The organism is Ciceribacter ferrooxidans (genome assembly GCF_004137355.1).
Lineage (GTDB): Bacteria > Pseudomonadota > Alphaproteobacteria > Rhizobiales > Rhizobiaceae > Allorhizobium > Allorhizobium ferrooxidans.
The window spans coordinates 308,121-332,424 of sequence record NZ_SDVB01000253.1 but is presented as its reverse complement, the minus strand read 5'-3'; the positions used below and the strand labels follow the sequence as shown (position 1 = coordinate 332,424).

Genomic DNA, 24,304 nt, shown 5'->3' with positions numbered 1-24,304 from the left:
GGCTTCCCCCGGAGTTTTTCGTAGATGCATCCGAGATCGACATGAGCCTCAACACGCTTTCCCCGGATACTGCCGTCAACGATATCCGCAAGGAGCGTGTCGGCGCGCTCCTGGTCTTCGGGTCGGCATTCTTCTGGAGCTTCGGCGGCGCCATAGCCCGCTTTCTCGACGTCACCGACAGTTGGACGATCGTCTTCTGGCGCAACTTCTTTGCCGCGGTCTTCCTGATCGCCTTCATGCTGCTGCGCGACGGGCCGCGAGGCACCATCGCCCTCTACCGTAACATGGGCTGGCCGGGGTTTGTGGTCGCATGCACCTTTGCAACCGCAACCACCTGCTTCATCATCGCAATCGGCTACACCACCGTCGCCAATGTCGTCCTCCTGCAGGCAGGCGTGCCGCTCTTCGCTGCACTGATGAGCCGGGTCTTCTTCGGCGAGCGGATAACCACGCTGACCTGGGGCGCAATCGCGGCCGTCATTGCCGGCGTCGCAATTATGGTTTCGGGTTCCTTCACAGGCTCCGTTTCGCCGATCGGGGACGCGCTGGCCCTGACGATCGCCATCGTCTTTGCCGCGACGACCGTGATCACCCGCCGTTACACCAATGTCCGCATGACGCCAGCCGCCTCGCTCGGAGCGCTCGTCGCCTGCGTCGTCTCGGCGACGCAGGCCGGCGCGCTGCTCGTTCCTCTTGATCAGCTCGCGCTGCTCTTCGTGTTCGGAACACTCAACCTCGGGCTTGGCATGGCCCTCTTCGTCACCGGCGCGCGGCTGGTCCCCTCGGCGCTCGCCGCGCTGCTCGGAACCGGCGAAACGATGCTTGCCCCGGTCTGGGTGGCGGTCATTCACGGCGAGATCCCGAGCGAGCGCGCCATCTGGGGCGGACTGGTCATCCTCGCCGCGCTCATCACCTACCTCGGCACAGAATTCCGGAGGCAGCAGGCCAACCGGCGCTGACCCAGGACCGCCTTTCTTCTTGACATCCCACATCAAAACCCGGAAGCCAGTCCGCTACGACGGAAGGATGAAGACGGAAGCCATGGCCGAGAACATTGCGACAAACGAAAAGCCGCTCTTCGGCAATCCGTGGATCTTCATTCGCGGCGTCCCGTCCATGAAGTTCCTGCCGCCGGAAGGGCCGCTGGAGATTGCCTTCGCCGGACGCTCGAACGTCGGCAAATCATCGCTCATCAACGCGCTGGTAGGACAGAAGGGGCTTGCGCGAACGTCGAACACGCCCGGTCGCACCCAGGAACTCAACTACTTCGTTCCGGACGGTTATAGCGGCGAGGCGGGTGACTTGCCTCCAATGGCGCTCGTCGACATGCCAGGCTACGGCTATGCCCAGGCGCCGAAGGAACAGGTCGACGCCTGGACCAAGCTCGTCTTCGACTATCTTCGCGGCCGTTCGACGCTGAAGCGCGTCTATGTGCTGATCGACGCCCGGCACGGCATCAAGAAGAACGATGACGAGGTGCTCGACCTGCTCGACAAGGCGGCAGTCTCCTATCAGATCGTCCTCACCAAGATCGACAAGATCAAGCAGGCGGGCGTCCCGCGACTGATCGCTGAAACCGTGGAGAAAATCCGCAAGCGGCCGGCCGCCTACCCGGAGGTGCTGGCAACGTCGTCGGAAAAGGGAAGCGGCATGGACGACTTGCGCTCGGCCATTCTCAATACCATCGGCCGCCGCGGCTGAGGCGGCAGACGGCTGCCTCTCCCATCAGGGCCGGCCGTGAATTACGCCCTTTGCAACCACGGGCCCGGTCATCTTGCCGGTGAGAGAACCGCCATACGGCTCCACACTGACAGCGAGCACGGCTTTTTCAACGACCTTCTCACGCAGTTTAGCCGGCACGAGGACGTCAGCGCCCCCCTCCGCCGGGAGCACACCGAGCGAAAGCGCCTGATCCCCGCCTTCCAGTAGCCAGAGTTCCAGCGATTTCGGCGCGGCGTCCCTGTTCGTTGCGGGAGAGAGTCTGATTCTGCCGGTCGCGCGATCGTACCGCGCCGACAAGCCCAGAGCTTCGTTCGGCGACGTCAGTTCCGCAAGCAGGGCGTCCTCGGGCACCCGAAACGGCCATAAGCCCGCACCGGCCGCAGCAAAGGCGGCGAGCGCTGCGAAACCTGCCAACGCCAGCGAACGCCACAAGCTCAGAGAGTTCCAGAGACTCGCGGCGAACCCTGAAAGCGAAAGGTCCGCGGGAAGCCCCGCAGGTTCGTCGAAACGCGGACGCACCTGCGGGGAACGCTTTCTCTCGGCACCATACCCCTGATCGATACTGGACAAATTGCGCTCCCAGCGGCGGACCATCGCCGCGAAGGGCCGGTCGTGGCGCAGGCGCTCCTCGACGCTCGCACGTTCGTTCGCGCCGAGCACTCCGAGAACATACTCCCCGGCGAGAACCTCGTCGCGGGACCGGTCTCCTTTGCTCTGATCGGGCGTCGTCATCGATCCATCGGTTCTCGGGTTCGCATATCATGGTACGAGCCGCGCACCGCACCAAATGCGGTCGAACGCGGAACACGCACGGCCGCGAGCGCTACCTTGCACGTTGCAAGAATCCAATTCTTCGCCACGACTGTCAATCGGTTTGCCACCTTGCGCTGCGGCGACGCGCGAGCCGATGTCGGCAACGACTGCCGGCTCCAAGTTTTTCGCGTGATTATTCCCTCGGACCCGAACTTGCGCTAAAAGGCCGCGATCCAACAAAAAGGATGTCCCATGACCGCCTCCGACAGCGAAATCCAGGCACGCCTCCTCGCCCAGGCGCTGCCCTTCATGCAGCGCTACGAAAACAAGACGATCGTCGTGAAATACGGCGGCCATGCAATGGGCAATCCCGAGCTCGGCAGGGCGTTTGCGGAGGACATCGCTCTCTTGAAGCAGTCGGGCGTCAACCCGATCGTGGTCCATGGCGGCGGGCCGCAGATCGGCGCCATGCTGAGCAAGATGGGCATCGAATCGCGCTTCGAAGGCGGACTGCGCGTCACCGACCAGAAGACGGTCGAGATCGTCGAAATGGTGCTGGCAGGCTCGATCAACAAGGAGATCGTCGCCCTCATAAACCAGACCGGCGAATGGGCCATCGGCCTCTGCGGGAAAGACGGCAACATGGTCTTCGCAGAAAAGGCGAAGAAGACGGTGACCGACCCTGACTCCAACATCGAACGCGTGCTCGACCTCGGCTTTGTCGGCGAAGTGGTCGAAGTCGACCGGACCCTGCTCGACCTGCTTGCCAAATCGGAGATGATACCGGTCATCGCGCCGGTTGCGCCCGGCCGCGACGGCCACACCTACAACATCAACGCCGACACGTTCGCAGGAGCCATTGCCGGTGCGCTCCGCGCCACCCGCCTGCTTTTCCTCACCGATGTGCCGGGCGTGCTCAACCGGAACGGCGAGCTCATCAAGGAACTGTCGGTCGCCGAAGCACGCGCGCTGATCAAGGATGGCACCATCTCCGGCGGCATGATCCCGAAGGTCGAGACCTGCATCGACGCGATCAATGCCGGCGTGCAGGGTGTCGTCATCCTGAACGGCAAGACGGCCCACTCCGTGCTGCTCGAGATCTTCACCGAAGGTGGCGCTGGAACGCTGATCGTTCCCTGATCCTCGGCCCTATTGGGCCTCACCCAGGGCGAAGAGGCCGATCGGCCGCATCTGTCCCTCGTGGCGCAGGAGCCACTTCTTGCGCCATAGCCCGCCGCCATAGCCTGTCAGGGAGCCGTCGGCGCCTATGCAGCGGTGGCAGGGAATGACGATGGCGATCGGGTTGGCTCCATTCGCCTTTCCGACGGCGCGTACTGTCTCCATACCGCCGACCACACGGGCGATGTCTCCGTAGGAGCAGGTTTCGCCGAGTGGCACCTTGAGAAGCTCCGTCCATACGTTCTTTTCGAAGTCCGAGCCTTCAGGGGCAAGCGGCGTGCGGAACGAGGCCGATTTGCCGGCGAAGTAGTCCGCGAGTTCGGTGCCGATCTGGTCGATCACCCGATTGCGTCGGCAAACCACGGGTCGACGCGACCTCGCCTGCAGTGAGGCGAGCGTCTTTTCTCGTGTCGCCGCATCCCGAAATTCGAGAAAATGCAGATGGGTGTCGGCGGCGGCCGCGACCATGTCGCCAAGCGGCGTCTCGAACCATTCGGCAAAAAGCGGTTCCGTAGCGATCATCGATCCGTCCCGGGTTGCCCACCCAATGTAGGAAGGGCGAAAACGGCTGGCAACCCGAAACCGGCGGAGGCAATTCAGCCGAGGACGAGGATCAGTACGCCGAGGACAACGAACAGGCAGCCGGCGAATTCGAGAGTGGTGATCCGCTCCCGGAAGATGAACACCGACGAGGCGAAGGTGAACAGCATCTCGATCTGCGCCAGCGCCTTGACCACCGCCACCTGCTGGAGCGTCATCGCCGTGAACCATCCGAAGGAGGCGGTGGCGCCGACGAAGCCAACCAGAAGTGCGACCGGTGCTGCCTCCCTTACCCGACGCAATTCTTCGCGATCGCGCAAGGCCATCCACACAAACATGGAGAATGCCTGCATCAGGATGACGATTACCAGCGTATAGCCCGCCTGCATCAGCGAATCCGGGGCCGGCAGACTCGGCGCGAGCGACAATGAGGCGGCACGATAAGCAATGCCGGAAACGCCGAAGAAGAGACCGGAAAGAAGTCCCACCAAGGCAGTCCGGCTGACGACCGCGCGCAGGAGCGTTCGTGTGGCAAGTTCCGTGCGGGCAACGGAGATCAGAACGACGCCGACCACGGAGACGGCGATCGCGATCATCACCGACCCGGAGATCCGTTCGCCGAAGAAAACGAGTGCGAGCAATGCTGCCTGCGCGGGCTCCGTGCGCGAATATGCGGTCCCGACGGCAAAGTTCCGGAAGGAGAAAAGATGTACCAGCAAGAAGGTCGCGGCAATCTGCGCGAACGCACCGACGACCGCCCAGAACCAGAAGCTACCACTCGGGACCGGCAGCGACCGCCCAAGACCGAGGTGCAGGACGCCAAGATAGACAAGCGCGAAAGGTACGCCGAAGCCGAAGCGCACGAAGGTCGCCCCCGTCGTGCCCATTCGCCCCTTGAGGTGTTTCTGTAATGCGGAACGCACATTCTGGAGGAATGCGCTGGTGATTGTGACGGCGGCCCAGAATTCCATGGCGATCGCGTTAGCACGGGGCATGCGAGGTCGCCATATCCCCGGAGGGAAAAGCAGTACGCCAGGCGTTTATTTTTGCGGTGATCCGTGTCACAGCTAAACCATGACCACACCCCCCACACATCCCGACATGGCCGATTTCGCGCATGTGCGCGACTGGGTCTTCGACCTCGACAACACCCTCTATCCGCACCACGTCAACCTGTTCGCGCAGATCGATCGCAACATGACGGCCTATGTCGCGGAACTGCTGCAACTCGAACCGGACGCCGCAAGAGTGCTGCAGAAGCAGTACTATCGCGATCACGGCACCACGCTTGCGGGCCTGATGCTCCATCATGGGGTTGACCCAAACGACTTCCTCGAAAGAGCCCATGCGATCGACTATTCGGCGATCCTGCCAGATCCTGCGCTCGGTACCGCGATCAAGGCGCTTCCCGGCCGCAAGTTCATATTCACCAACGGAACCGTCAAGCACGCGGAGGCAGCCGCTCGCGCGCTCGGCATCCTCGATAACTTCGACGACATCTTCGACATCGTTGCGGCCGATTACGTCCCGAAGCCCGCCGGTAACACCTACGACAAGTTCGCGACCCTCAATCGCGTCGACACCAGACGTGCGGCGATGTTCGAGGACCTGCCGCGCAATCTTTTGGTTCCCCGCTCGCTCGGCATGAAGACGGTTCTTCTCGTTCCCCGCAATCTCGGTACGACCGTGCTGGAGAGCTGGGAATTGGCGGAGAATGCCAAGCAACCGGATTGCATCGACTACATGACCGATGATCTCGCCGGCTTCCTTCAGACGATAGTCGGCACAAGCAACTGATCTTTTTTGTATATTACCAAAAATTCATGCAGCCTTACCGAAGTTTAAGTGGGATGGCGTCGCACGAAACCGTAGCTTTCCTTCATCAGAAGACGCTGAAAGGAATGCTGATGAACAGGAAAACGATCACGCTCACCGCCCTCGCTGCCACGCTTGTCGTCGGCACATCGGCGGCGGCCTTCGCCCGCCAGGAGATGGCGGGGGGACGCGGCCCAGAAGCCCGCTTCGTCCACATGCTGCAACAGTTCGACGCGAACAAGGACGGCAAGATTTCCAAGGACGAAGCCAAGACCGGCCAGGAGAGGCTGTTTGGAGAAATCGATGCCGACAAGGACGGCGCCTTGACCCCAGGCGAACTTCGCGCCCACCGCGAAGCCATGCGGGCGAACGCGCCCGCCGGCAAGGGCGCAGGTATGGGCACGGGACCGCAGGACGGAACCGGCCACCAGATGGGCATGATGGGCTGGAAGAAGCATCATGGCGAACGCGCCATGGCTGAAGACGGGCAGCGCCAGGGGATGGGGCACGGTGGGCGCTTCGGCGGCATGCGGATGGCCGACGCCGACGAGAACGGCCAGATCAGCCGTGAAGAGGCATCTGTGGCGAGCGACAAGTTCTTCACCCGCATGGATCGCAATGGCGACGGCGCACTCTCCGCCGACGACATGCCGAAGCGCGGCTCCTTCTGACCCGGCAGATATCCGCCGCCTGAAAGGACAATGGCCCACGGCGATGCCGTGGGCCATTCGCGTCAGTGCTCGTAGTGATCGGCGATGACTTTCCAGGCCTGCTCCGCCGTTTCGACGAAATTCAGCAATTCCACGTCCTCCGGAGCGATCGTGCCGAATTCCGCGAGCGCGTCGAAATCGATGATCCTTCGCCAGAAAGCTTCACCGAAAAGGATGAGGGGGATCGGCGCCATACGTTTGGTCTGGATCAGGGTCACCGCCTCGAAGAACTCATCCATGGTCCCGAAGCCGCCGGGGAAGATGGCGATCGCCTTGGCACGCATCAGGAAGTGCATCTTCCGGATCGCGAAATAATGGAAGTTGAAGCTGAGTTCGGGCGTCACGAAAGCATTTGGTGCCTGCTCGTGCGGCAGGACGATATTGAGGCCGATCGACGGGGCGCCCGCCTCTGCCGCTCCGCGATTGCCCGCCTCCATGACGCCGGGCCCCCCGCCCGTCATCACGACATATTCCTGGTGGTCGTGTTTTGCCGAGTATTCCGCGCAGAGGCCGGCGAACTTGCGGGCCTCCTCGTAGAAGACGGATGCCGCTTCCAGATTGGCACGCTGCGTCTCGTTGCGTGCGGCCCACGCACTTGCCCCAGGCGCCGGAATGCGGGCGCCACCGAACATGACGATCGTCGACCTGATCCCACGCTCGGCGAGGATCATCTCGACTTTCAGCAGCTCGAGCTGCAGACGAACGGGCCGGAGTTCGTCGCGGCAGAGGAAATCGTCATCGATGTAGGCGAGGCGATAGGACGGAGATTCCGACTGTGGCGTCCGCGGGATGCCGGCGGCGACCTTGCGGTCGGTCGTGCTGTCTTTCAGCGGATCCCAGATTCCACCGCTACGCTGTCTCGGACCATTCTCTAGCTTCGCCATTTTCACTGCCTTTCTCTGCCGGAAACGACCGCGGAGGTCGCGGGCGGCTGTTTTCAACCCCCGGCGAATGCGCTACAGCAGAACGCCAGTTTCCGATCGCGAATCCGGAAATTTCCGGGGTTATACGATAGACAACGAAGTTTAAGGAATTCAGATGACCGCCATGGATGTCAGCCAGCTCGAGAGCATCGTTGAAGCCGCCTTCGAAAACCGTGACACGGTAAGCACGTCGACACGCGGCGAAGTTCGCGACGCGGTGGAAGCCGCTCTCAATCTGCTCGACAGCGGCAAGTTGCGTGTCGCCTCGCGCGGCGAAGACGGCACTTGGACGGTTCATCAGTGGCTGAAGAAGGCCGTTCTGCTCTCCTTCCGCCTCAATCCCATGGAGATTGTTGCTGGCGGCCCGGGCGCCTCGACCTGGTGGGACAAGGTTCCCTCCAAATTCCAGGGCTGGAGCGCCAATGAATTCGAGCGTGCCGGCTTCCGTGCCGTTCCGAATGCAGTCGTCCGCCGCTCCGCATACATCTCTCCCGGCGCCGTGCTGATGCCGTCCTTCGTCAATCTCGGCGCCTATGTCGGCGAGAACACGATGGTCGACACCTGGGCGACCGTCGGCTCGTGCGCACAGATCGGAAAGAACGTCCATCTCTCGGGGGGCGTCGGCATCGGCGGCGTGCTCGAGCCGATGCAGGCCGGCCCGACGATCATCGAGGACAACTGCTTCATCGGCGCACGCTCCGAGGTCGTCGAAGGCTGCATCGTCCGCGAGGGCTCGGTACTGGGCATGGGCGTCTTCATCGGCAAGTCGACCAAGATCGTCGACCGTGCGACGGGCGAGATCACCTACGGTGAAGTGCCTCCGTATTCCGTGGTCGTTGCCGGCGCCCTGCCCTCGGCCAGCGTCATGGCCAACGGCCAGCCTGCTCCGAGCCTTTATTGCGCGGTCATCGTCAAACGAGTGGATGCCAAGACGCGCTCGAAGACGGGCATCAACGAGCTTCTCAGGGACTGAGGTGCGGGACACCGTTCGCACGCCCGGTATCGGATGGCTGTTCTTCAGCCCGTCCGGTCGCGCCGGGCGGCAGGTTTTCATCCTCTCCTGGCTGTTCTGGATGATGGCCAACGGCTACACGACCGCGAAGCTGGTCCTGCATCAGGACGACGAAAGTGTTCTGCCGTTCTGGAGCTTCCTTTTCTTCAGCGTCTTTGTGACCTCGGTAGTCTCCGGGTTCATGCTGGGCGTCAAGCGCCTGCACGACATGGGTTTCACCGGTCTTCTGGCCATCGCCCTCTTCGTGCCGGTGATCTCGGTCGTCGTGCTGCTCTGGATGTGTGTTTGGCCTTCCGAGAAGGGGCCGAATGCCTATGGTTCTGCGCCCGACCGGCCCCAGAAATGACACATCTCCCGCCATGGTGACAGGTGGGGTTTGATCGGCTACACGTTGCGAACTCCTCCTGCGGCACGGCGCCGCCCAGACCGGCTTCCATCCTCCACGTTCAGAACCATGACCGCGACAAATCCCGTTGAAAACCTGCAGGCTCTCATCCGTTGTCCATCCGTCACGCCTGCCGAAGGCGGTGCGCTGAGCGCGCTTCAAGCGATGCTGGAGCCGATGGGCTTCGCCATTTCGCGCGTGACAGCGTCCGACGAGAATACTCCCGACATCGAGAATCTTTACGCCCGGCTGGGCACGAGCGGCCCGCACCTGATGTTCGCCGGTCATACCGACGTGGTGCCGGCCGGTGACGAGTCGGCCTGGAGCCATCCGCCGTTTGCGGCCGAGATCGCCGACGGCGTTCTTTATGGCCGTGGTGCGGTCGACATGAAGGGCGGGATCGCCTGTTTCGTTGCGGCGCTCGCCCGTAGTATCGAAAAGAAGGGTGCGCCCAAGGGCTCCGTTTCGCTGTTGATTACCGGTGACGAGGAAGGCCCAGCCATCAACGGAACGATCAAGCTTCTCAAATGGGCGGCGGAAAAGGGTGAGTACTGGGATGCCTGCCTCGTCGGCGAGCCGACCAATCCGGACCTGCTCGGCGACATGATCAAGATCGGCCGCCGCGGATCCCTGTCCGGCACGATCACCGTCCATGGGGTGCAGGGGCATGCCGCCTATCCGCACCTTGCCGACAATCCCGTTCGCGGGATCATCCGTCTCGCCGAAGTACTGATGAACCCGCCCTTCGACCACGGTACGGACAATTTCCAGCCTTCGAACCTCGAGGTGACGACGATCGACGTCGGCAATCCGGCGACGAACGTCATCCCGGCAAAGGCGACCGCGCGCTTCAACATACGCTTCAACGACACCTGGTCGGCCGAAACGCTGCAGGCGGAGATCGTCCGGCGCCTCGATGCCGCCGCAGCCGATACGACGCTGAGGCCTGCACGCCAGCCGCTGAAGTACGACATCGTCTGGTCGGAACGTCCGAGCCACGTTTTCCTCACCCGCAACGAAGCCCTCATTTCATCGCTTTCGGATGCCGTCGAGCAGGTGACGGGACGGACGCCGCAGCTTTCAACGACCGGCGGCACCTCGGATGCCCGCTACATCAAGGATTACTGCCCGGTCGTGGAATTCGGCCTGGTCGGCCAGACCATGCACATGGTGGACGAGAGAGTGGCCGTCGAGGATCTCGAGACGCTCACGCAGATCTACCAGACCTTCATCGAGCAGTGGTTTGCGAATGCCGACGCTTAAGGAAGTTAAGCTCTACCTGACCGGCCTATGGCTGCTCTTCCAGCGAGACACGAAAGGCTTCAGTTTTCTCGACCTCACGGATCGAGGCGCCCTGCGCTCCTTCTGGGCGATGGCATGGGCCGCGCCGGCGATCCTCGTTTCCTGGCTCTGGTGGCGGGCCGCCTACCTCGCCGTGATGCCGCTCGGCACGGAGACGGGACCGATCTTCTTCTTCCGCCTCGCACTGGTGGAAGTGGCGAACTGGCTGATGCCGGTCATCCTCGCCGGGGTGCTCGCCTGGGCGCTCGGGATCGGCCCGCGGTTCGCCGCAATCGTCACGGTCACGAACTGGCTCGCGCTTCCAGTCTCCTATGCCTATGCCGTGCTGATCGTGCTGATGGTACTGCTGCCCGTCCTCAAGGGCCTGCTGACGATCCTGTGGCTGGTGCTGTTGCTGACGCTGGTATTCGCGCTCTTTCGCGTGCTGCGCATGGTGCTCGGCGATCATACGTTGACGATCGCGACGATGACCATGGTTCTGCTGGTTCCAACCATGTTGCTGTCCGAGCTGCTGGAGCGCTTTCTCGGCGTGTTCCCTGGCTGAACGAGCACGCCCGCCGGGTCCTACAGCCCGTCGGCGTAGTCGACTTTCAAAAAGTAGAGCCCCTCCGGCGGTGCTACAGGGCCGCAGGCGGCGCGGTCGCGCGCCTCCAGCGCCGCCTTGACGTCGGCCGGCGACATCTTGCCCTCGCCGGCGAGCTTGAGTGTCCCGGCGAAGGAGCGGATCTGGTTGTGAAGGAAGCTCTGGGCCGAGGCCCGGATCTCGATCAGGTCGCCGGCACGCGTCACATCAAGGCGGTCCAGGGTGCGCACCGGGCTCGTCGCCTGACAATGCGCGGACCGGAAGGTGGTGAAGTCGTGATGGCCGACAAGCTGCTGCGCGGCCTCATGCATGCGCTCGTGATCGAGCGGCTTCGGCACCCACCAGGCGCGCTTCAGTTCCACGGCCAGCGGCGCCGGACGGCTGATGATGCGGTAAAGATAATGCCGCCGGACGGCAGAGAAGCGAGCATCAAAGCTCTCGTCCGCCTCCAGCACATCAAGGACAGCGACGCGTTCGCCCGCCAGACCGAGATGAGCATTGAGCGCGTTGCGCAGCTTGTAGGGCGCCCAGGAACGTGAGAAGTCCGCATGGATGACCTGGCCGAGCGCATGGACACCGGAGTCGGTTCGGCCCGCACCCCGGATCGACACTGTCTCTCCGGTCAGGGAGAGAATGGCGTTTTCCAATGCCTGCTGGACGGAATGGCCGTTTTCCTGCCGCTGCCAGCCGACGTAGTGGGTGCCGTCATATTCGACGGTCATGCGAAAGCGCGGCATCAGGCGAGAACCACGCCGCGCGGGATCGGGGTGCCGCGGAGGAATTCGGTCGTGGCGAGCGGTTTGCCGCCGGCACGCTGCAGCCGTGTGAGCCGCACCGCACCTTTGCCGCAGGCGACCGTCAGGTGTTCGTCCAGCACTTCGCCGGGCCTGCCCTCACCTTCGGCGAGAGTGGAGCCGAGCACCTTCACCCGTTCAGGTCGGCCGTTGATCTCCACCTCGAACCAGGCGCCGGGGAACGGCGCCAGTCCACGAACATGGTTGTGCACGTCATGGGCGTCGCGGGCAAAGCTGATACGTGTTTCGCCCTTGTCGATCTTTGCCGCGTAGAGCACGCCTTCGGAGGCTTGCGGCGTGAACGACAGATCTCCCGCTTCGAGCCTCGCCATCGCCTCGACCATGGCGTCCGCACCGATCCGGCTCAAGCGGTCGTGCAACTCGCCCGCCGTCATGTCGTGTGCGATCTCCACCTTGCGCGTCAGCGCGACGGCGCCGGTATCGAGGCCCTTGTCCATCTTCATGACCATCATGCCGCTTTCGCGATCGCCGGCCATGATCGCGCGCTGGATCGGCGCCGCACCGCGCCAGCGCGGCAGAAGCGACGCGTGGCCGTTGTAGGCGCCGAGCCTCGTGCCGCCGAGAACCTCCTCCGGCAGCAGAAGGCCGTAGGCGACCACGACCGCAACGTCCGCACCGATCGCGCGAAAGGCCGCACGTTCCGCGGGATTCTTGAAGTTGATCGGAGTGAATACAGGAATGCAGAGCTTTTCGGCTGCCTGGTGCACCGGTGACTTCTGCAAATCGAGACCGCGCCGGCCACCGGGACGTGGTGGCTGCGTATAGACGGCGACAATCTCGTGGCCGGCTTCGGCAAGGGCGTCAAGCGTCGGAACGGAAAACTCCGGCGTTCCCATGAAGATGATGCGAAGTGCCATGGTTGTCGTCGCCTCCGGCTTCCCAACGGGCTTGGTTCAGGCCCCGCCGCTGCTGCGGGCGCCGGCGCTAGATCGCCTTACCCCTGGCCGCCTTGGTGAACTTCTTGATGACCATTTCGCGCTTCAGCCGCGAGATATGGTCGATGAACAGGACACCGTTCAGGTGATCGATCTCATGCTGGAGGCACGTCGCGAGCAGACCTTCGGCTTCGGTCGTCTGCTCCTTGCCCTCGCGGTCGATGGACCGCACGGTCACCTTGGCCGGTCGCTCCACCTCTGCGTAGTAGTCCGGTATCGAGAGGCACCCTTCCTCGTAGGTCGAGCGTTCGTCGGACGACGTCAGAATCTCGGGATTGATGAAAACGAGCGGCCGCTTCTCTTCATCCTCTCGAGACACATCGATGACCAGCAGGCGACGCGCCACACCGACCTGGATGGCTGCAAGCCCGATGCCGGGGGCATCGTACATGGTTTCGAGCATGTCGTCGGCAAGCTTCAGGATATCGGAATCCACCCGTTCGACGGGCTTGGAAAGCTGACGCAGCAGCGGATCGGGAAGAATAATGAGGGGCTTTATCGTCATGGGCCTCCCATATCGCATCTGTCGCGCCGATGGAATCGAAAAACGCGAGGGAAAACCCTCGCGTTCCCTGGATCTGCGCCAGAGCGAAAATCAGGCGGCGAGGCCGCGCACCTGCCGACGTGGCGTTGGGGGTGACAGCGAGACTTCGCTGCTGTCCGTATTGATACGACCCAGCAGTTCGACGAGCCCGGCGACCTCGTTGCGCAGTCGCCGCGTCTCGGCGGATGTCTGTTCGACCATCGTCGAGTTTTCCTGGGTCAGGCCATCCATGCTGCGGGTCGCCTGGTTGATTCCGCTCAGTCCCGAAGCCTGATCCTTGGCGGCAGTCGCGATCTCTCCGACGAAGGTATTGATCGCATCGATCCGTCCGATGATGTCGGCTAGAGCCGTACCGGTGTTGGAAACAAGCTCGACGCCTTCGTTCACCTGCTGCGAGCTCTGGGAGATCAGCCGCTTGATTTCCTTGGCCGCGTCAGCGCTGCGCTGTGCCAGCTGGCGAACTTCCTGGGCAACGACGGCGAAGCCTTTGCCGGCCTCGCCGGCACGCGCTGCCTCGACGCCGGCGTTGAGCGCCAAGAGATTCGTCTGGAAGGCGATTTCATCAATGACCCCGATGATCTTCGAGATTTCGGACGAAGACTTCTCGATTTCCGCCATGGCAGACACGGCCTGGTTCACCACCTCGCCCGAGGTCCGTGCCTGTTGCTGCGTCTCCTTCACGACGGACGCGGCACGTTCGGCATTGGACGCCGTCTGGCTGACGCTCACGGAGAGCTGCTGCAAAGCCGTTGAGCTTTCCTGAACGCCCGCGGCCTGCTTGGAGGTGCGCAGCGCCAGTTCGTCTGATGTGCGGGCAATTGTTTCCGTTCCGGCGAGAATCTCCTCCGAGGAACGGCGGATGAGCTGGAAGGATTCGTTGAGACGCGCCACGGCCTCGTTATAGTCCGTCGCCATCTGCTTGAAGTCGTCCGGCAGGTCGTCGGACATACGGGCCTTGAAATCGCCGCGTGCCAAGGCCTCGAGGCCGCGGCGCAAGTGCTGCATGGCGATCTGCTGATTGGCCTCGGAGCGCTCGCGCTCCTCCTGAAGCTGCAGGCGCTTCTCTTCGAGCGCGTCGAGATACACGGAGATCGAATAGTCCATGTCCAGCATGGAGGCTTTGATCAGGGCGCTCAGCTTGTCGGCAAGAGCGGTCGCGTGATGCTTGCCGAAAGGGAACGGCCAGTGCTTTTTCAGTACGCCCGCGACCAGTTCGCCGATGAGCATCGAATACCCGCCGATATACCATCGCGGCTCCAGGCCGACCCGGGCATGGGCCTTGCCGATCGCGGTGACGCCCTTGACGTATTCCTGCGTAAAGGTTCCGTTTGAAACACGGTCCCAGTGACCGACCTGTGCCTTCTTCGCGGCCGCCATGTGCGAACCGTCACGGAAGAACCGGGCAAGATGCGGCGTAGCCGCGACCTTGGCGTAGAACTTGTCGAGCGCGCCGCCCAGAATCTCGGAAAGAGTCGGCCGCAGCGAGTGAAGCGTGCGACAGGTCTTCTCGTCGAGCTCGATGAAATCGAGGCGCTGCCTCAGGCTGTCGTCACCACTCTCTTGCATGTTGCCTCGCAATGGTCTCAGGCGCGATCACGCCGCCTGCCGGACGGTCAAAGAATTGGCCGAAGGTTTTGCTCAAAACCCTAAACGGAGAATGAATGGTTAGAGCGAAATGTGATCAGCGACACACCAGACGGTGCACCATGCAATCGGCCTCACCCGTTGCTTGCAGGATCGCCTGACCAGATTGTCGGCGGCCCGATCTTCGTTCTTGTTTTGATCTGTCATCGATGGCCGAATCTGCTAGATTGATCGCCATGAACACTACACCTTCCGTAGCCGGCGCGCCGGTCTTCATGATAGGCGACTTCGCCGTCTCGCCCCTGATGCTCGTCCCCGGTCTTGCGGCACTCATCCTCGCCGCGCTGATACTCTGGGCAGCCGCCGTGATGAGAAACAGTCGAATGCGGCTCCGCATGGAAATGGAAGCATCCCAAAGGGAGGCGGCAGCCGAAGCCCGGATGGCCGAACTGCTGCGCGCCCAGGCGGAAATGCAGGGGCGCCTTGCGGCCATGGCCGATGTCTTCGGCGCCAAACAGTCGGAGTTCAACCAGGCGATCAACCAGCGCCTTGACGGTATGTCGCACAGGATCGGGGCGACGATCAGCGAGCAGACGAAGACCACACATGAGAACCTGCGCCGGTTGCAGGAGCGCCTCGCGGTCATCGATGCCGCCCAGAACAACATCCAATCGCTCGCAAAGGATGTCGTCGGCCTCCAGGCCATCCTCTCGAACAAGCAGACACGCGGCGCCTTCGGCCAGTCGCGGATGGAGACGATCGTCGCCGACGGACTGCCGATCGGTGCCTATGCGTTTCAATCGACGCTTTCCAACGGGTCGCGGCCCGACTGCACGATCCGGATGCCGAACGACTCTCCGCCGCTGGTTGTCGACGCGAAGTTTCCGCTGGAGGCGTGGAACGCGATACGCGACGCCGAGACGGCGGATGCCAAGAAGACTGCCGGTCAGCAGTTCCGCCGCGACATGGAGGTGCATCTGCGGGACATCGCCGAGAAATACCTGATCCCCGGCGAGACCCAGGACATGGCCTTCCTTTTCGTTCCGTCGGAATCGATCTTCGCGGAGATTCACGAGAACTTCGAAGGCATCGTCCAGAGGGCCCACCGCATGCGCGTGGTGATCGTCTCGCCGTCACTGCTGATGCTGTCGATCCAGGTGATCCAGGCCGTACTGAAGGATCAGCGGATGCGCGAACAGGCGCACCTCATACAGGGGGAGGTCATCCACCTGATGGAGGATCTCGCCCGGCTGGACGACCGGACGCGCAAACTACAGAGCCATTTTCTCGCGGCCCAGAAGGATGTCGACATGATCCTCACCTCGGCCGACAAGCTGACCAAGCGGGGCGTGAAGATCGAGGCGCTCGAATTCCAGTCCGGCAACGGCGATGAAGGCGGAACGGCGCGTGCCGTCGAGAGCAAGACGGGCCTTCTCAAGCTTCGGGTCGTTGACGAGGACTAGCCCACGGGCCAAACTCGCCTCCAAAACACGTAACGGACGGAAACACCTCGATGATCACCGTATTCGGTTCCATCAACATGGATCTCATTGCCACGACGACACGGCTCCCGAAGCCCGGAGAAACCGTCGGCGGCAAGGATTTCTCGACGGCGGCGGGCGGCAAGGGCGCAAATCAGGCGCTTGCCGCAACGCGTGCCGGCGCCCGTGTGCGGATGGTGGGCGCGGTCGGCAGTGACGCATTCGCCGCACCGGCGCTCGACCTTCTCGAACAGGCCGGAACCGAGCTCTCGGCAGTTCACAAGACGTCAGCGCCGACAGGCACAGCGCTCATCCTGGTCGGCGATGACGGAGAGAACATGATTGCCGTCGTTCCCGGTGCAAATGGTACGATCGATAAGGCGGACGCACGAGCCGCAGTCGATGCCATGGCGCAGGACGACATTCTGATGCTGCAGCTCGAGATACCCGCTGGAGCCGTGGAGGAAGCCCTCTCGCGTGCCCGGGACCGCGGGATCAGAACGATCATCAATATCGCACCATTGACGGCGGAGGCGGCTCGCCTCGGCCGGATGGCAAACATCGTGGTTGCCAACGAGACAGAGTTCGAACGTCTTGCTGCGCGGGACGGCATGGGAGCAGACGAGCGCGAAAAGGCGCTGCTGCGTCTCTATGAAGAAACCGGGCAGACCCTCGTCGTCACGCTCGGAGCAGACGGTGTGATCGCCGTCGATCAGGGAGAACTGGTCAGGGTCAAGGGACTTGAGATCGTACCTGTCGACACGGTCGGCGCGGGCGACACTTTTTGCGGTTATTTTGCCGCGGGACTGGATCAGGGTCTCGCCTTCAAGGACGCCCTCCGCCGGGCCGCAGTCGCGGGTTCACTTGCCTGCCTGAAGCCCGGCGCACAGCCTTCGATCCCACTGTCGGACGAGGTTGCCGCCAGACTCTGACACTTCTCGCCGCAGCTTTCTTTTGTCGCGCCGGTGACCGCACCGGCGCGGATTGCTGCGCGACGGCCATAAAAACGTGCCGTAAAATTCAACATGCATTAAACTTTCCATTCTTATTCTCGCACTGCTTTCTCCGGCACCGTAGCTGCATGGAGTGAAAACACCGCTCCATGAAGGAGCATTCCCTCCCTGTGACCAATTCAACGCGCCGGCCCCCGGCGTGCGGGTTTGAGGCCGTCATGTTGAAACTGATTTCAAAGTCCATTGCTTTCAAGCTGCAGCTTGTCACCGGCATTGCCATCGCGCTCGTGCTTGCCCTCTCCAACCTGGTTCTCATTTCGCAGACCCGTGATCGCGTCCAATCGCTGACGATGGATCAGGCCAAAAGCCAGGCGAATGCGATCGCCAACGAAGTCGCCGGCGATATCGGCGAGCTCGCCAGCGCCGCCCGCTCGATGGCCGGTGTGCTCGCCCGCGGGCACGAGGCGCAGTCCTTCGATCGCAAAGGCGCCATCAATCTCCTGAAGGCCAATGTCGAGCAGAATGCGTTCGCCTTCGGCAGCTGGTTCTGCGAAGTCGCGCAAGCCTTCGACGGCCGCAAGGAAGATACGGTCAAGAATCTCGAACTCGGCGGCAACGACAATGGCGTCTTCACGCCGTACTGGTCCAAGACGCAGGATGGTGGCATTCAGTTTTCCACCTTCAACAACGACTATACGCAGGAGTGGTACGCGCTCGCTGCCAAAAGCGGCAAGGGCGCCATCACGGCCCCGTATCTCGCGGAGGGGACCGAGGTCCCCACGACCATGAGCTCGATCGCCTATCCGGTGGTCTCCGGCGGCAAGATGATCGGCGTGACCGGCGTCGATATCTCGCTCGGTTCTCTCTCCGAGAAGCTGCAAGCGCTGAAACCGTTCGAGACCGGCCGGGTCATGCTCGTCGGGCATACCGGCCAGTGGCTCGTGGCTCCTTCGACCGACCTGTTGATGAAGCCCTATGAAGGTGAAGGTGGGGATAAGCTGAAGGCGGCGCTATCCTCCGGCAAACCCGAGACGCTGCTCAACGTCTCTGCCGCCGGGGCAGAGCCTTTCGACCGACTGATCTATCCCTTTGCCGTTCCGGGCGTGAACACCACCTGGGCGGTGATCGTCGACATTCCCCAAAGTGCCATCAGCGCACCGGTCGAAGCACAGACCATCATGATGATCATCGGCGGCCTCGTGGTTCTCGCCGCGGTCATGACCGCCCTCTATCTCGCCGCGCGCGCCTATGTCCAGAAGCCGCTGCACGCCATCGTCGCGGACGTCGATCGTCTCGGCGCCGGAAACTACGAGACGGAAGTCGAGGGCCAGAACCGCACGGATGAGCTCGGGCTCGTCGCCAAGGCGCTCGAAGGCTTCCGGCATCGGCTTTCCGAAGGACGGATGCTCGAGGGCGAAGCAGCACGACAGCGTCGGGCGGCAGAAGACGAGCGCAGCCGATCGGAGACCGAACGCGAGGAAAGCGCGGCGCTGCAGCAGAGAGTCGTCGTGATGCTCGGCACCGGTCTGTCCGAGCTTTCGAACGGCAATCTCGGCTATCGCATCCAGGCCGATTTCCCCGGCGAATACGCCGCGCTGAAGGCCGACTTCAACGCCGCCGTCGCCAGCCTCGAAAACGCGATCAATGCGGTCAACGTGAGCGTCGGTGCGATCAACAACGGCAGTTCCGAGATCAGCGACAGCGCGGATAACCTGTCGCGGCGTACCGAGCAGCAGGCGGCAAGCCTCGAAGAGACGGCCGCCGCTCTCAACCAGCTCACCGAGCAGGTAAATTCCAGCGCCGACAATGCCGCAATCGCGGCCCGGACCGTGCAGCTTGCCTGCCAGGACGCTGAGCGCTCCGGCGAAGTCGTCCAGCGTGCGGTCACCTCCATGCACGGTATCGAGCAGTCCTCCGGAGAGATCTCCCGCATCATCGGGGTCATCGACGAGATCGCCTTCCAGACCAATCTGCTGGCGCTCAACGCCGGTGTCGAGGCTGCACGCGCGGGAGAAGCCGGCAAGGGCTTCGCGGTCGTGGCGCAGGAGGTGCGAGAGCTCGCCCAGCGCTCGGCGAACGCGGCAAAGGAGATCAAGGCGCTGATCACGGCCTCGGGAGCGCAGGTCAAGGACGGCGTGGCCCTTGTCGGCGAGGCGGGCGACACGCTCCACAAGATCGCCGAGCAAGTCATGCAGATCAATACGATCATCGCCGAGATTTCCGCATCGGCGACCGAGCAGGCCTCGGGCCTCAAGGAGATCAACACCGCCGTCCACCAGATGGACCAGGTCACCCAACAGAATGCGGCCATGGTCGAGGAAACCACGGCGGCGAGCATGACGCTGAAGACGGAGGCCCAGAACCTGAGATCACTGGTGACGCGTTTCCGCACCTCCGGCGCCGCACGGGAGACCATGGCACCGGCCGCGTATCCGGCCGCCGCAATGCGTGAATCTGTTCGTGTCGCCAGACCGGCAGTCCGCGGTGCCGCAGCAGCCGTTGCCGTCCAAGAGAGCTGGGAAGAGTTCTAAGCGGCGACGCGCCCTTTGTCCAAACCATGAGGCCGCGGGCTTTGTCCGCGGCCTTCGCGCTTTCAGAGCCGTGCGAGCCGCTCGGTCAGGAGGTCGAAGAAGCCATCTGAATCCACGTGACGCATGACCCGGGCGTTCGGCGTGCGCCCGGAGACACGCCACCAATCGACGACGGTCATGCCCATCGTCAGCTCAGAGTTCGTCTCGATCTCGACGTTGCAGTTGCGCCCGGTAAAAAGCTCGGGCTTCAGCAGGTAGGCGATCACCGTCGGGTCGTGCAGCGGGCCGCCATCCGAACCATATTTCTCGACGTCGAAGCGCTCGAAGAATTCGAGCCAGTCGACCATCACTCTGGCCGGGCGGGTGCCGATTGCGGCGATCCGGGCGACCCGCGCCTTCGTCGTCATCAGCTGATGCGTTACGTCGAGCGGCATCATCACGATCGGGATGCCCGATCGGAAGACGATATCGGCGGCCTGTGGGTCTACGAAGATGTTGAACTCCGCGGCGGGCGTGATGTTGCCTCCCTCGGAAAATCCGCCGCCCATCATCACAAGCTCGCGGACGCGGGGTGCGATATCCGGCGCCCGGCGCAGAGCCATCCCGATATTCGTCAACGGACCCAGGGTACAAAGAGTAACTGTCCCCTCCTCTTCCCGGCGCAGTGTCTCGACGATGAAGTCGACGGCGTGCTGCGGGCGAACGCTCATCTTCGGTTCGTCGAGCGCGGCTCCGTCGAGTCCAGTCTTGCCATGGACATGCTCGGCCGTCACCAGCGGCCGCTCGAGCGGCTTGTCAGCCCCTTCATAAACGCCGATATCGGAGCGTCTCGCCAACTCACACACGATGCGAGCATTGCGGCTCGTCAGCCTGAGCGGCACGTTGCCGGCGACCGCACATACCCCGAGCACCTCGATCTCCTCGGGACTGCCGAACGCCAGCATGAGGGCAGCGGCGTCGTCCTGGCCCGGATCCGTATCGATGATGATTTTTCTGCGCACGGTCATGCCTTGGTCACCTCTGCTCGTTGTCGATCCGCGTGATGGGCGCGCAGGCATAGCTTGTCAAGCTCGTCGCGCTTGCGAGTGACGGAGCGTCACCCCATATGGGAGACGGCGTTACAGGTCCGCGCCGCCCGAAGGCCGACGCCGAGATGAGGACGACGAATGAGCCGCATGAAACCGCTCGCACCCCCCTTACTGCTGGGATTCGAGTCGAATGACTCGATCCTTGCCCAGATCGCTCGCGCAAATGACGGGTATCCGCCCTACGACATCGAGCGTTTGCGCGAGGTCGGCGACGACCCGGAACGGCTGCGAATCACGCTGGCCGTGGCCGGCTTCTCCGAGAGCGAACTCGACGTCTCATTGCAGGCGAACCGGCTGGTCGTGCGGGGCAGACAAGCCGAGCGCGCGGACGGGGATTTTCTGTTCCGGGGCATCGCCGCCCGCCAGTTCCAACGGGTTTTCCTGCTGGCGGAAGGCATGGATGTCCTTGGTGCAACACTGAAAAATGGACTTTTGTCGATCGACCTCGCACGGCCCGAACCAGCGCAAGTGGTGAAGAAAATTAACATTTCGACGGCACAATGAGGTCAACGGCCTGATGAGCCGTTGCTCCCTGATCGGTGGAGGATCGGAATGTTACTGAGAGAAGCAAACGCCCGACTGACGCAATCCGAACTGGCGCATCTTGGCACAGGCGAAGTCGGCTACATCCGGAAAATGCGATACGACGAGATCTCGCGTTGCTTTCCCGAGGCTCCCGAGGTCGATCCGAGGCTCGATCTCTGGGCGCTGTTCGGCGCCGACGGCACGCCGATTCTCCTCACCGACAACCGGTCCAGCACCTTCTACAAGGCTGCCGAAGACGAGCTCCAGACCGTCAGCCTGCACTGACGGTCATATCTTGCGGAAAGTAAGATAGGCCGAGCCTCGGCCCTCACGCCGGGCCTTTGCTTCGTAACGCGTGCCCGGCCACCCGGCAAATGGCGTCTTCCAGTCTGCCGCATTTCTCGCCATCCACTCGAAGCCGCCGTGGTCGCGGCAGTGCACAAGCGTCCAATTGACATAGGTGTCTATGTCCGAGGCGAAGCAGAAGAGCCCGCCCGGTTTCAGCACACGGTGAAAGCGCGCCAGATTGGCTTGCGATACAAACCGCCGCTTCCAGTGCTTTTTCTTGGGCCATGGGTCGGGATAGAGAAGATCGATCTGGTCCAGGCTGGCATCCGGTAGCCAGTCGAGAAGCGCGGTTGCATCGTCGTCGTAGAGGCGAATGTTGCGGAGCCCTCGGGACTCGACCTCCGCCAGCAATTTCGCCATCGAATTGACGAAGGGTTCGACGCCGATGAATCCGGTGGAGGGCGTTTCGGTCGCGCGGTGCACAAGGTGCTCGCCGCCGCCGAAGCCGATCTCCAGCCGCAGCCTCTCGACCGGGACAGGAAAAAGATCTTCAAGTTTCTCGGGCGACGGTGCGGAAAGATCGACGCGCAGCGCCGGGAGCAGGTTGCCCATGCGTTCGAGCTGTTGTTCCCGAAGGGGTTTCCCCTTTCGGCGACCGAAGAAAGCTTCGGTCGCCCGGCTGCGGCGTTCGGAGGAGGTCATCGGCAGTGTCAGGCTTTCACCGCATCCTTGAGCGGCTTCACCAGATCAAGACGCTCCCAGGAGAAGGAACCGTCACGGCCCGGCTTACGCCCGAAGTGACCATAGGCAGCCGTTTTCGCATAGATCGGCTTGTTGAGGTCGAGGTGCCGGCGGATACCCGACGGCGAAAGGTCCATGACCTTGCGGATCGCTGCCTCGACCTGCTCCTCGCTGACGTTACCGGTGCCATGCAGGTCGACATAGATCGAAAGCGGCTGGGCGATACCGATCGCATAGGAAAGCTGGATCGTGCAACGGTCGGCGAGCCCGGCGGCCACGACGTTCTTTGCGAGATAGCGCGCGGCATAGGCAGCGGAGCGGTCGACCTTCGTCGTGTCCTTGCCGGAAAAGGCACCGCCGCCGTGAGGGGCCGCTCCACCGTAGGTGTCGACGATGATCTTGCGGCCGGTGAGGCCTGCGTCCCCGTCCGGGCCGCCGATCACGAACTTGCCGGTCGGGTTTACATACCAGTTGCAGTCGTCAGCGATCTTGAGGTCGCCAACCGCTTCACGGATATAGGGCTCCACGACAGAGCGAACCTTGGCGGAGTCCCAGCTCTCGTCGAGGTGCTGCGTCGACAACACGATGGAGACAATCTCGGAGGGCCTGCCGTCGACGTAGCGGACGGTGACCTGGCTCTTGGCGTCGGGGCCGAGCTTGGCAGCTTCGCCTTCGCCCTTTTTGCGGGCAGCGGCGAGCAGTTGCAGGATGCGGTGGGAATAATAGATCGGCGCCGGCATGAGGTCCGGGGTCTCACGGCAGGCATAGCCGAACATGATGCCCTGGTCGCCCGCGCCTTCGCTGTTTGCGTGGTCAGCCGCCTTGTCGACGCCCTGCGCGATATGGGCGGACTGGAAATGCAGCAGGACGTCGATCTTCGCCGTCTTCCAGTGGAAGCCGTCCTGTTCATAACCGATGTCACGGATCGCCTTGCGGGCCGCCGACTTGAACTTGGAGGGATTGATGACTTCGTTGCCGTTCTTGTCCTTCTTCATGAGGCTCGGCGGCAGCCGAACCTCTCCGGCAATAACGACACGATTGGTCGTCGCAAGGGTTTCGCAGGCGATGCGCACTCCCCAGGGATCAACGCCGGTCTTCGCCGCTTCGCGGTACACCAGGTCGACGATTTCGTCAGAAATTCGGTCGCAGACCTTGTCCGGGTGACCTTCGGAAACGGATTCACTCGTGAAAAGATAGTTAGCGCGCATGCGGGATTCCCCTCAAAGAACAAGCCGCATTCTTGTTATTCAGTTCGCGGCCGAAAAACAAGCGCACAACGACATAAATATATCTTTATGTGTTCGCTCCAGGCCGCCATCAGGTATAAAAAAAAGGCGGCCCCGAAAGGCCGCCTTCCATCGCCCCCAAGACGAGTAAGATCATTCGCCGTCTGCTTCGGCCGCCAACGCCTTGACGAGGTCGACGATCTTGCGACGGACTTTCGGGTCGGCAATCTTCACGAAAGCGCGATTGAGCTGCAGGCCCTCCGACGAGGACAGGAAATCCACGACGTAGTTGGAGCTCGATGCTTCCGCCATGCCGGCAGCAACATTTCCCTGCTCGCCCGGCGCATCCTCGAAGAAGAAGGAAACCGGCACGTTGAGAATGCTCGAAATGTTCTGCAGACGGCTGGCGCCAACACGGTTGGTGCCCTTCTCGTATTTCTGGATCTGCTGGAAGGTGATGCCGAGGCTCTCGCCCAGTTTTTCCTGGCTCATCCCAAGCATGGTTCTGCGAAGACGAATCCGGCTTCCGACGTGAATGTCTATCGGGTTCGGCTTCTTCTTATTCTCGATCATGATGTGATCCTGACAAAAGTTGGCAAAGGACCGACAACCCGGTTTGCTTGCAGGGGACCATAACGAGGCGTTGTAATGCCAACAGACGGAACTCGA

At 62.5% G+C, this 24,304-nt stretch carries 25 protein-coding genes and 1 pseudogene; 14 read left to right on the top strand and 12 right to left on the bottom strand.

What is annotated here, in order from left to right; all coding sequences use genetic code 11:
* Nucleotides 1-41 precede the first annotated feature (41 nt).
* Both EUU22_RS18015 and yihA read left to right on the top strand, forming a co-directional pair.
* A complete protein-coding gene (locus EUU22_RS18015) occupies nucleotides 42-959 on the top strand; it encodes a DMT family transporter (RefSeq protein ID WP_129333368.1) in 918 nt (305 codons plus the stop codon).
* An 82-nt stretch (nucleotides 960-1,041) separates the two neighbouring features.
* Nucleotides 1,042-1,701 (top strand): ribosome biogenesis GTP-binding protein YihA/YsxC, encoded by a 660-nt coding sequence (gene yihA, locus EUU22_RS18010; protein ID WP_129333749.1) that lies wholly within the window; start codon nucleotides 1,042-1,044, stop codon nucleotides 1,699-1,701.
* 24 nt (nucleotides 1,702-1,725) lie between these two features.
* Here yihA and EUU22_RS18005 read toward each other — a convergent pair whose 3' ends face one another.
* Nucleotides 1,726-2,454, bottom strand: coding sequence for an anti-sigma factor (locus EUU22_RS18005; protein WP_129333367.1), 729 nt, complete (start codon nucleotides 2,452-2,454; stop codon nucleotides 1,726-1,728).
* Between the two features lie 273 nt (nucleotides 2,455-2,727).
* Here EUU22_RS18005 and argB point away from each other — a divergent pair, with 273 nt between their 5' ends.
* Complete coding sequence (argB, locus tag EUU22_RS18000) at nucleotides 2,728-3,615, top strand: acetylglutamate kinase (RefSeq protein ID WP_129333366.1); 888 nt, start codon at nucleotides 2,728-2,730, stop codon at nucleotides 3,613-3,615.
* Nucleotides 3,616-3,624: 9 nt separating this feature from the next.
* Here argB and EUU22_RS26000 read toward each other — a convergent pair.
* Together EUU22_RS26000 and EUU22_RS17990 are read right to left on the bottom strand one after the other, a co-directional pair.
* Nucleotides 3,625-4,158, bottom strand: a pseudogene (locus EUU22_RS26000) (methylated-DNA--[protein]-cysteine S-methyltransferase); the annotation flags it as partial.
* A gap of 92 nt (nucleotides 4,159-4,250) precedes the next feature.
* Entirely contained in the window at nucleotides 4,251-5,165 is a 915-nt protein-coding gene (locus tag EUU22_RS17990) for an EamA family transporter (protein ID WP_129333748.1), read from the bottom strand.
* A 103-nt stretch (nucleotides 5,166-5,268) separates the two neighbouring features.
* Here EUU22_RS17990 and EUU22_RS17985 point away from each other — a divergent pair, with 103 nt between their 5' ends.
* Nucleotides 5,269-5,991 (top strand): pyrimidine 5'-nucleotidase, encoded by a 723-nt coding sequence (locus EUU22_RS17985; RefSeq protein ID WP_129333364.1) that lies wholly within the window; start codon nucleotides 5,269-5,271, stop codon nucleotides 5,989-5,991.
* 110 nt (nucleotides 5,992-6,101) lie between these two features.
* The gene (locus EUU22_RS17980; RefSeq protein ID WP_129333363.1) at nucleotides 6,102-6,680 is read left to right on the top strand and encodes an EF-hand domain-containing protein; all 579 of its coding nucleotides are present in this window, start codon (nucleotides 6,102-6,104) and stop codon (nucleotides 6,678-6,680) included.
* Between the two features lie 62 nt (nucleotides 6,681-6,742).
* On the opposite strand, the gene EUU22_RS17975 is transcribed toward EUU22_RS17980, so the two are convergent.
* Entirely contained in the window at nucleotides 6,743-7,603 is an 861-nt protein-coding gene (locus EUU22_RS17975; protein ID WP_129333362.1) for an LOG family protein, read from the bottom strand.
* A 154-nt stretch (nucleotides 7,604-7,757) separates the two neighbouring features.
* Here EUU22_RS17975 and dapD point away from each other — a divergent pair, with 154 nt between their 5' ends.
* The 4 genes from dapD (at nucleotide 7,758) to EUU22_RS17955 (ending at nucleotide 10,885) form a co-directional block, all read left to right on the top strand.
* Nucleotides 7,758-8,615, top strand: a complete 858-nt coding sequence (gene dapD / locus EUU22_RS17970; RefSeq protein ID WP_129333361.1) for a 2,3,4,5-tetrahydropyridine-2,6-dicarboxylate N-succinyltransferase — start codon at nucleotides 7,758-7,760, stop codon at nucleotides 8,613-8,615.
* A 1-nt stretch (nucleotide 8,616) separates the two neighbouring features.
* The gene (locus EUU22_RS17965; protein WP_165351205.1) at nucleotides 8,617-9,000 is read left to right on the top strand and encodes a DUF805 domain-containing protein; all 384 of its coding nucleotides are present in this window, start codon (nucleotides 8,617-8,619) and stop codon (nucleotides 8,998-9,000) included.
* A 108-nt stretch (nucleotides 9,001-9,108) separates the two neighbouring features.
* Nucleotides 9,109-10,302, top strand: coding sequence for a succinyl-diaminopimelate desuccinylase (dapE, locus tag EUU22_RS17960; RefSeq protein WP_129333359.1), 1,194 nt, complete (start codon nucleotides 9,109-9,111; stop codon nucleotides 10,300-10,302).
* Nucleotides 10,289-10,885, top strand: coding sequence for a hypothetical protein (locus tag EUU22_RS17955; RefSeq protein ID WP_129333358.1), 597 nt, complete (start codon nucleotides 10,289-10,291; stop codon nucleotides 10,883-10,885). Before dapE ends, EUU22_RS17955 begins: the two co-directional genes overlap by 14 nt.
* A 20-nt stretch (nucleotides 10,886-10,905) precedes the next feature.
* Here EUU22_RS17955 and truA read toward each other — a convergent pair whose 3' ends face one another.
* The 4 genes from truA to EUU22_RS17935 form a co-directional block, all read right to left on the bottom strand.
* Nucleotides 10,906-11,661, bottom strand: a complete 756-nt coding sequence (gene truA / locus EUU22_RS17950; protein WP_129333357.1) for a tRNA pseudouridine(38-40) synthase TruA — start codon at nucleotides 11,659-11,661, stop codon at nucleotides 10,906-10,908.
* The gene (fmt, locus tag EUU22_RS17945) at nucleotides 11,661-12,596 is read right to left on the bottom strand and encodes a methionyl-tRNA formyltransferase (protein WP_129333356.1); all 936 of its coding nucleotides are present in this window, start codon (nucleotides 12,594-12,596) and stop codon (nucleotides 11,661-11,663) included. Before fmt ends, truA begins: the two co-directional genes overlap by 1 nt.
* A 67-nt stretch (nucleotides 12,597-12,663) precedes the next feature.
* Nucleotides 12,664-13,179: a peptide deformylase gene (gene def, locus EUU22_RS17940; protein ID WP_129333355.1), complete on the bottom strand. Its 516-nt coding sequence runs from the start codon at nucleotides 13,177-13,179 to the stop codon at nucleotides 12,664-12,666.
* 90 nt (nucleotides 13,180-13,269) lie between these two features.
* Nucleotides 13,270-14,784, bottom strand: a complete 1,515-nt coding sequence (locus EUU22_RS17935) for a globin-coupled sensor protein (RefSeq protein WP_129333354.1) — start codon at nucleotides 14,782-14,784, stop codon at nucleotides 13,270-13,272.
* Nucleotides 14,785-15,038: 254 nt separating this feature from the next.
* On the opposite strand from EUU22_RS17935, the gene EUU22_RS17930 reads away from it, so the two are divergent.
* From EUU22_RS17930 to EUU22_RS17920, 3 genes are all read left to right on the top strand, one after another.
* Nucleotides 15,039-16,265 carry a DNA recombination protein RmuC gene (locus EUU22_RS17930; RefSeq protein WP_439329164.1) on the top strand — a complete coding sequence of 409 codons (1,227 nt, stop codon included), beginning with the start codon at nucleotides 15,039-15,041 and terminating at the stop codon, nucleotides 16,263-16,265.
* A gap of 50 nt (nucleotides 16,266-16,315) precedes the next feature.
* On the top strand, nucleotides 16,316-17,215 hold the full coding sequence (locus EUU22_RS17925; RefSeq protein ID WP_129333353.1) for a ribokinase: 900 nt from the start codon (nucleotides 16,316-16,318) through the stop codon (nucleotides 17,213-17,215).
* Nucleotides 17,216-17,454: 239 nt separating this feature from the next.
* Nucleotides 17,455-19,767, top strand: a complete 2,313-nt coding sequence (locus EUU22_RS17920; RefSeq protein ID WP_129333352.1) for a methyl-accepting chemotaxis protein — start codon at nucleotides 17,455-17,457, stop codon at nucleotides 19,765-19,767.
* A gap of 62 nt (nucleotides 19,768-19,829) precedes the next feature.
* On the opposite strand, the gene EUU22_RS17915 is transcribed toward EUU22_RS17920, so the two are convergent.
* Complete coding sequence (locus EUU22_RS17915) at nucleotides 19,830-20,774, bottom strand: nucleoside hydrolase (protein WP_129333351.1); 945 nt, start codon at nucleotides 20,772-20,774, stop codon at nucleotides 19,830-19,832.
* Nucleotides 20,775-20,933: 159 nt separating this feature from the next.
* Here EUU22_RS17915 and EUU22_RS17910 point away from each other — a divergent pair, with 159 nt between their 5' ends.
* Both EUU22_RS17910 and EUU22_RS17905 read left to right on the top strand, forming a co-directional pair.
* Nucleotides 20,934-21,359, top strand: coding sequence for an Hsp20 family protein (locus tag EUU22_RS17910; protein WP_129333350.1), 426 nt, complete (start codon nucleotides 20,934-20,936; stop codon nucleotides 21,357-21,359).
* Between the two features lie 48 nt (nucleotides 21,360-21,407).
* Entirely contained in the window at nucleotides 21,408-21,665 is a 258-nt protein-coding gene (locus tag EUU22_RS17905; RefSeq protein ID WP_129333349.1) for a BQ00720 family protein, read from the top strand.
* Nucleotides 21,666-21,668: 3 nt separating this feature from the next.
* On the opposite strand, the gene trmB is transcribed toward EUU22_RS17905, so the two are convergent.
* The 3 genes from trmB to EUU22_RS17890 form a co-directional block, all read right to left on the bottom strand.
* Complete coding sequence (gene trmB / locus EUU22_RS17900) at nucleotides 21,669-22,370, bottom strand: tRNA (guanosine(46)-N7)-methyltransferase TrmB (protein ID WP_129333348.1); 702 nt, start codon at nucleotides 22,368-22,370, stop codon at nucleotides 21,669-21,671.
* Between the two features lie 8 nt (nucleotides 22,371-22,378).
* On the bottom strand, nucleotides 22,379-23,617 hold the full coding sequence (metK, locus tag EUU22_RS17895; RefSeq protein ID WP_129333347.1) for a methionine adenosyltransferase: 1,239 nt from the start codon (nucleotides 23,615-23,617) through the stop codon (nucleotides 22,379-22,381).
* A gap of 171 nt (nucleotides 23,618-23,788) precedes the next feature.
* A complete protein-coding gene (locus tag EUU22_RS17890) occupies nucleotides 23,789-24,208 on the bottom strand; it encodes a helix-turn-helix domain-containing protein (RefSeq protein ID WP_112685657.1) in 420 nt (139 codons plus the stop codon).
* Nucleotides 24,209-24,304: the final 96 nt, after the last annotated feature.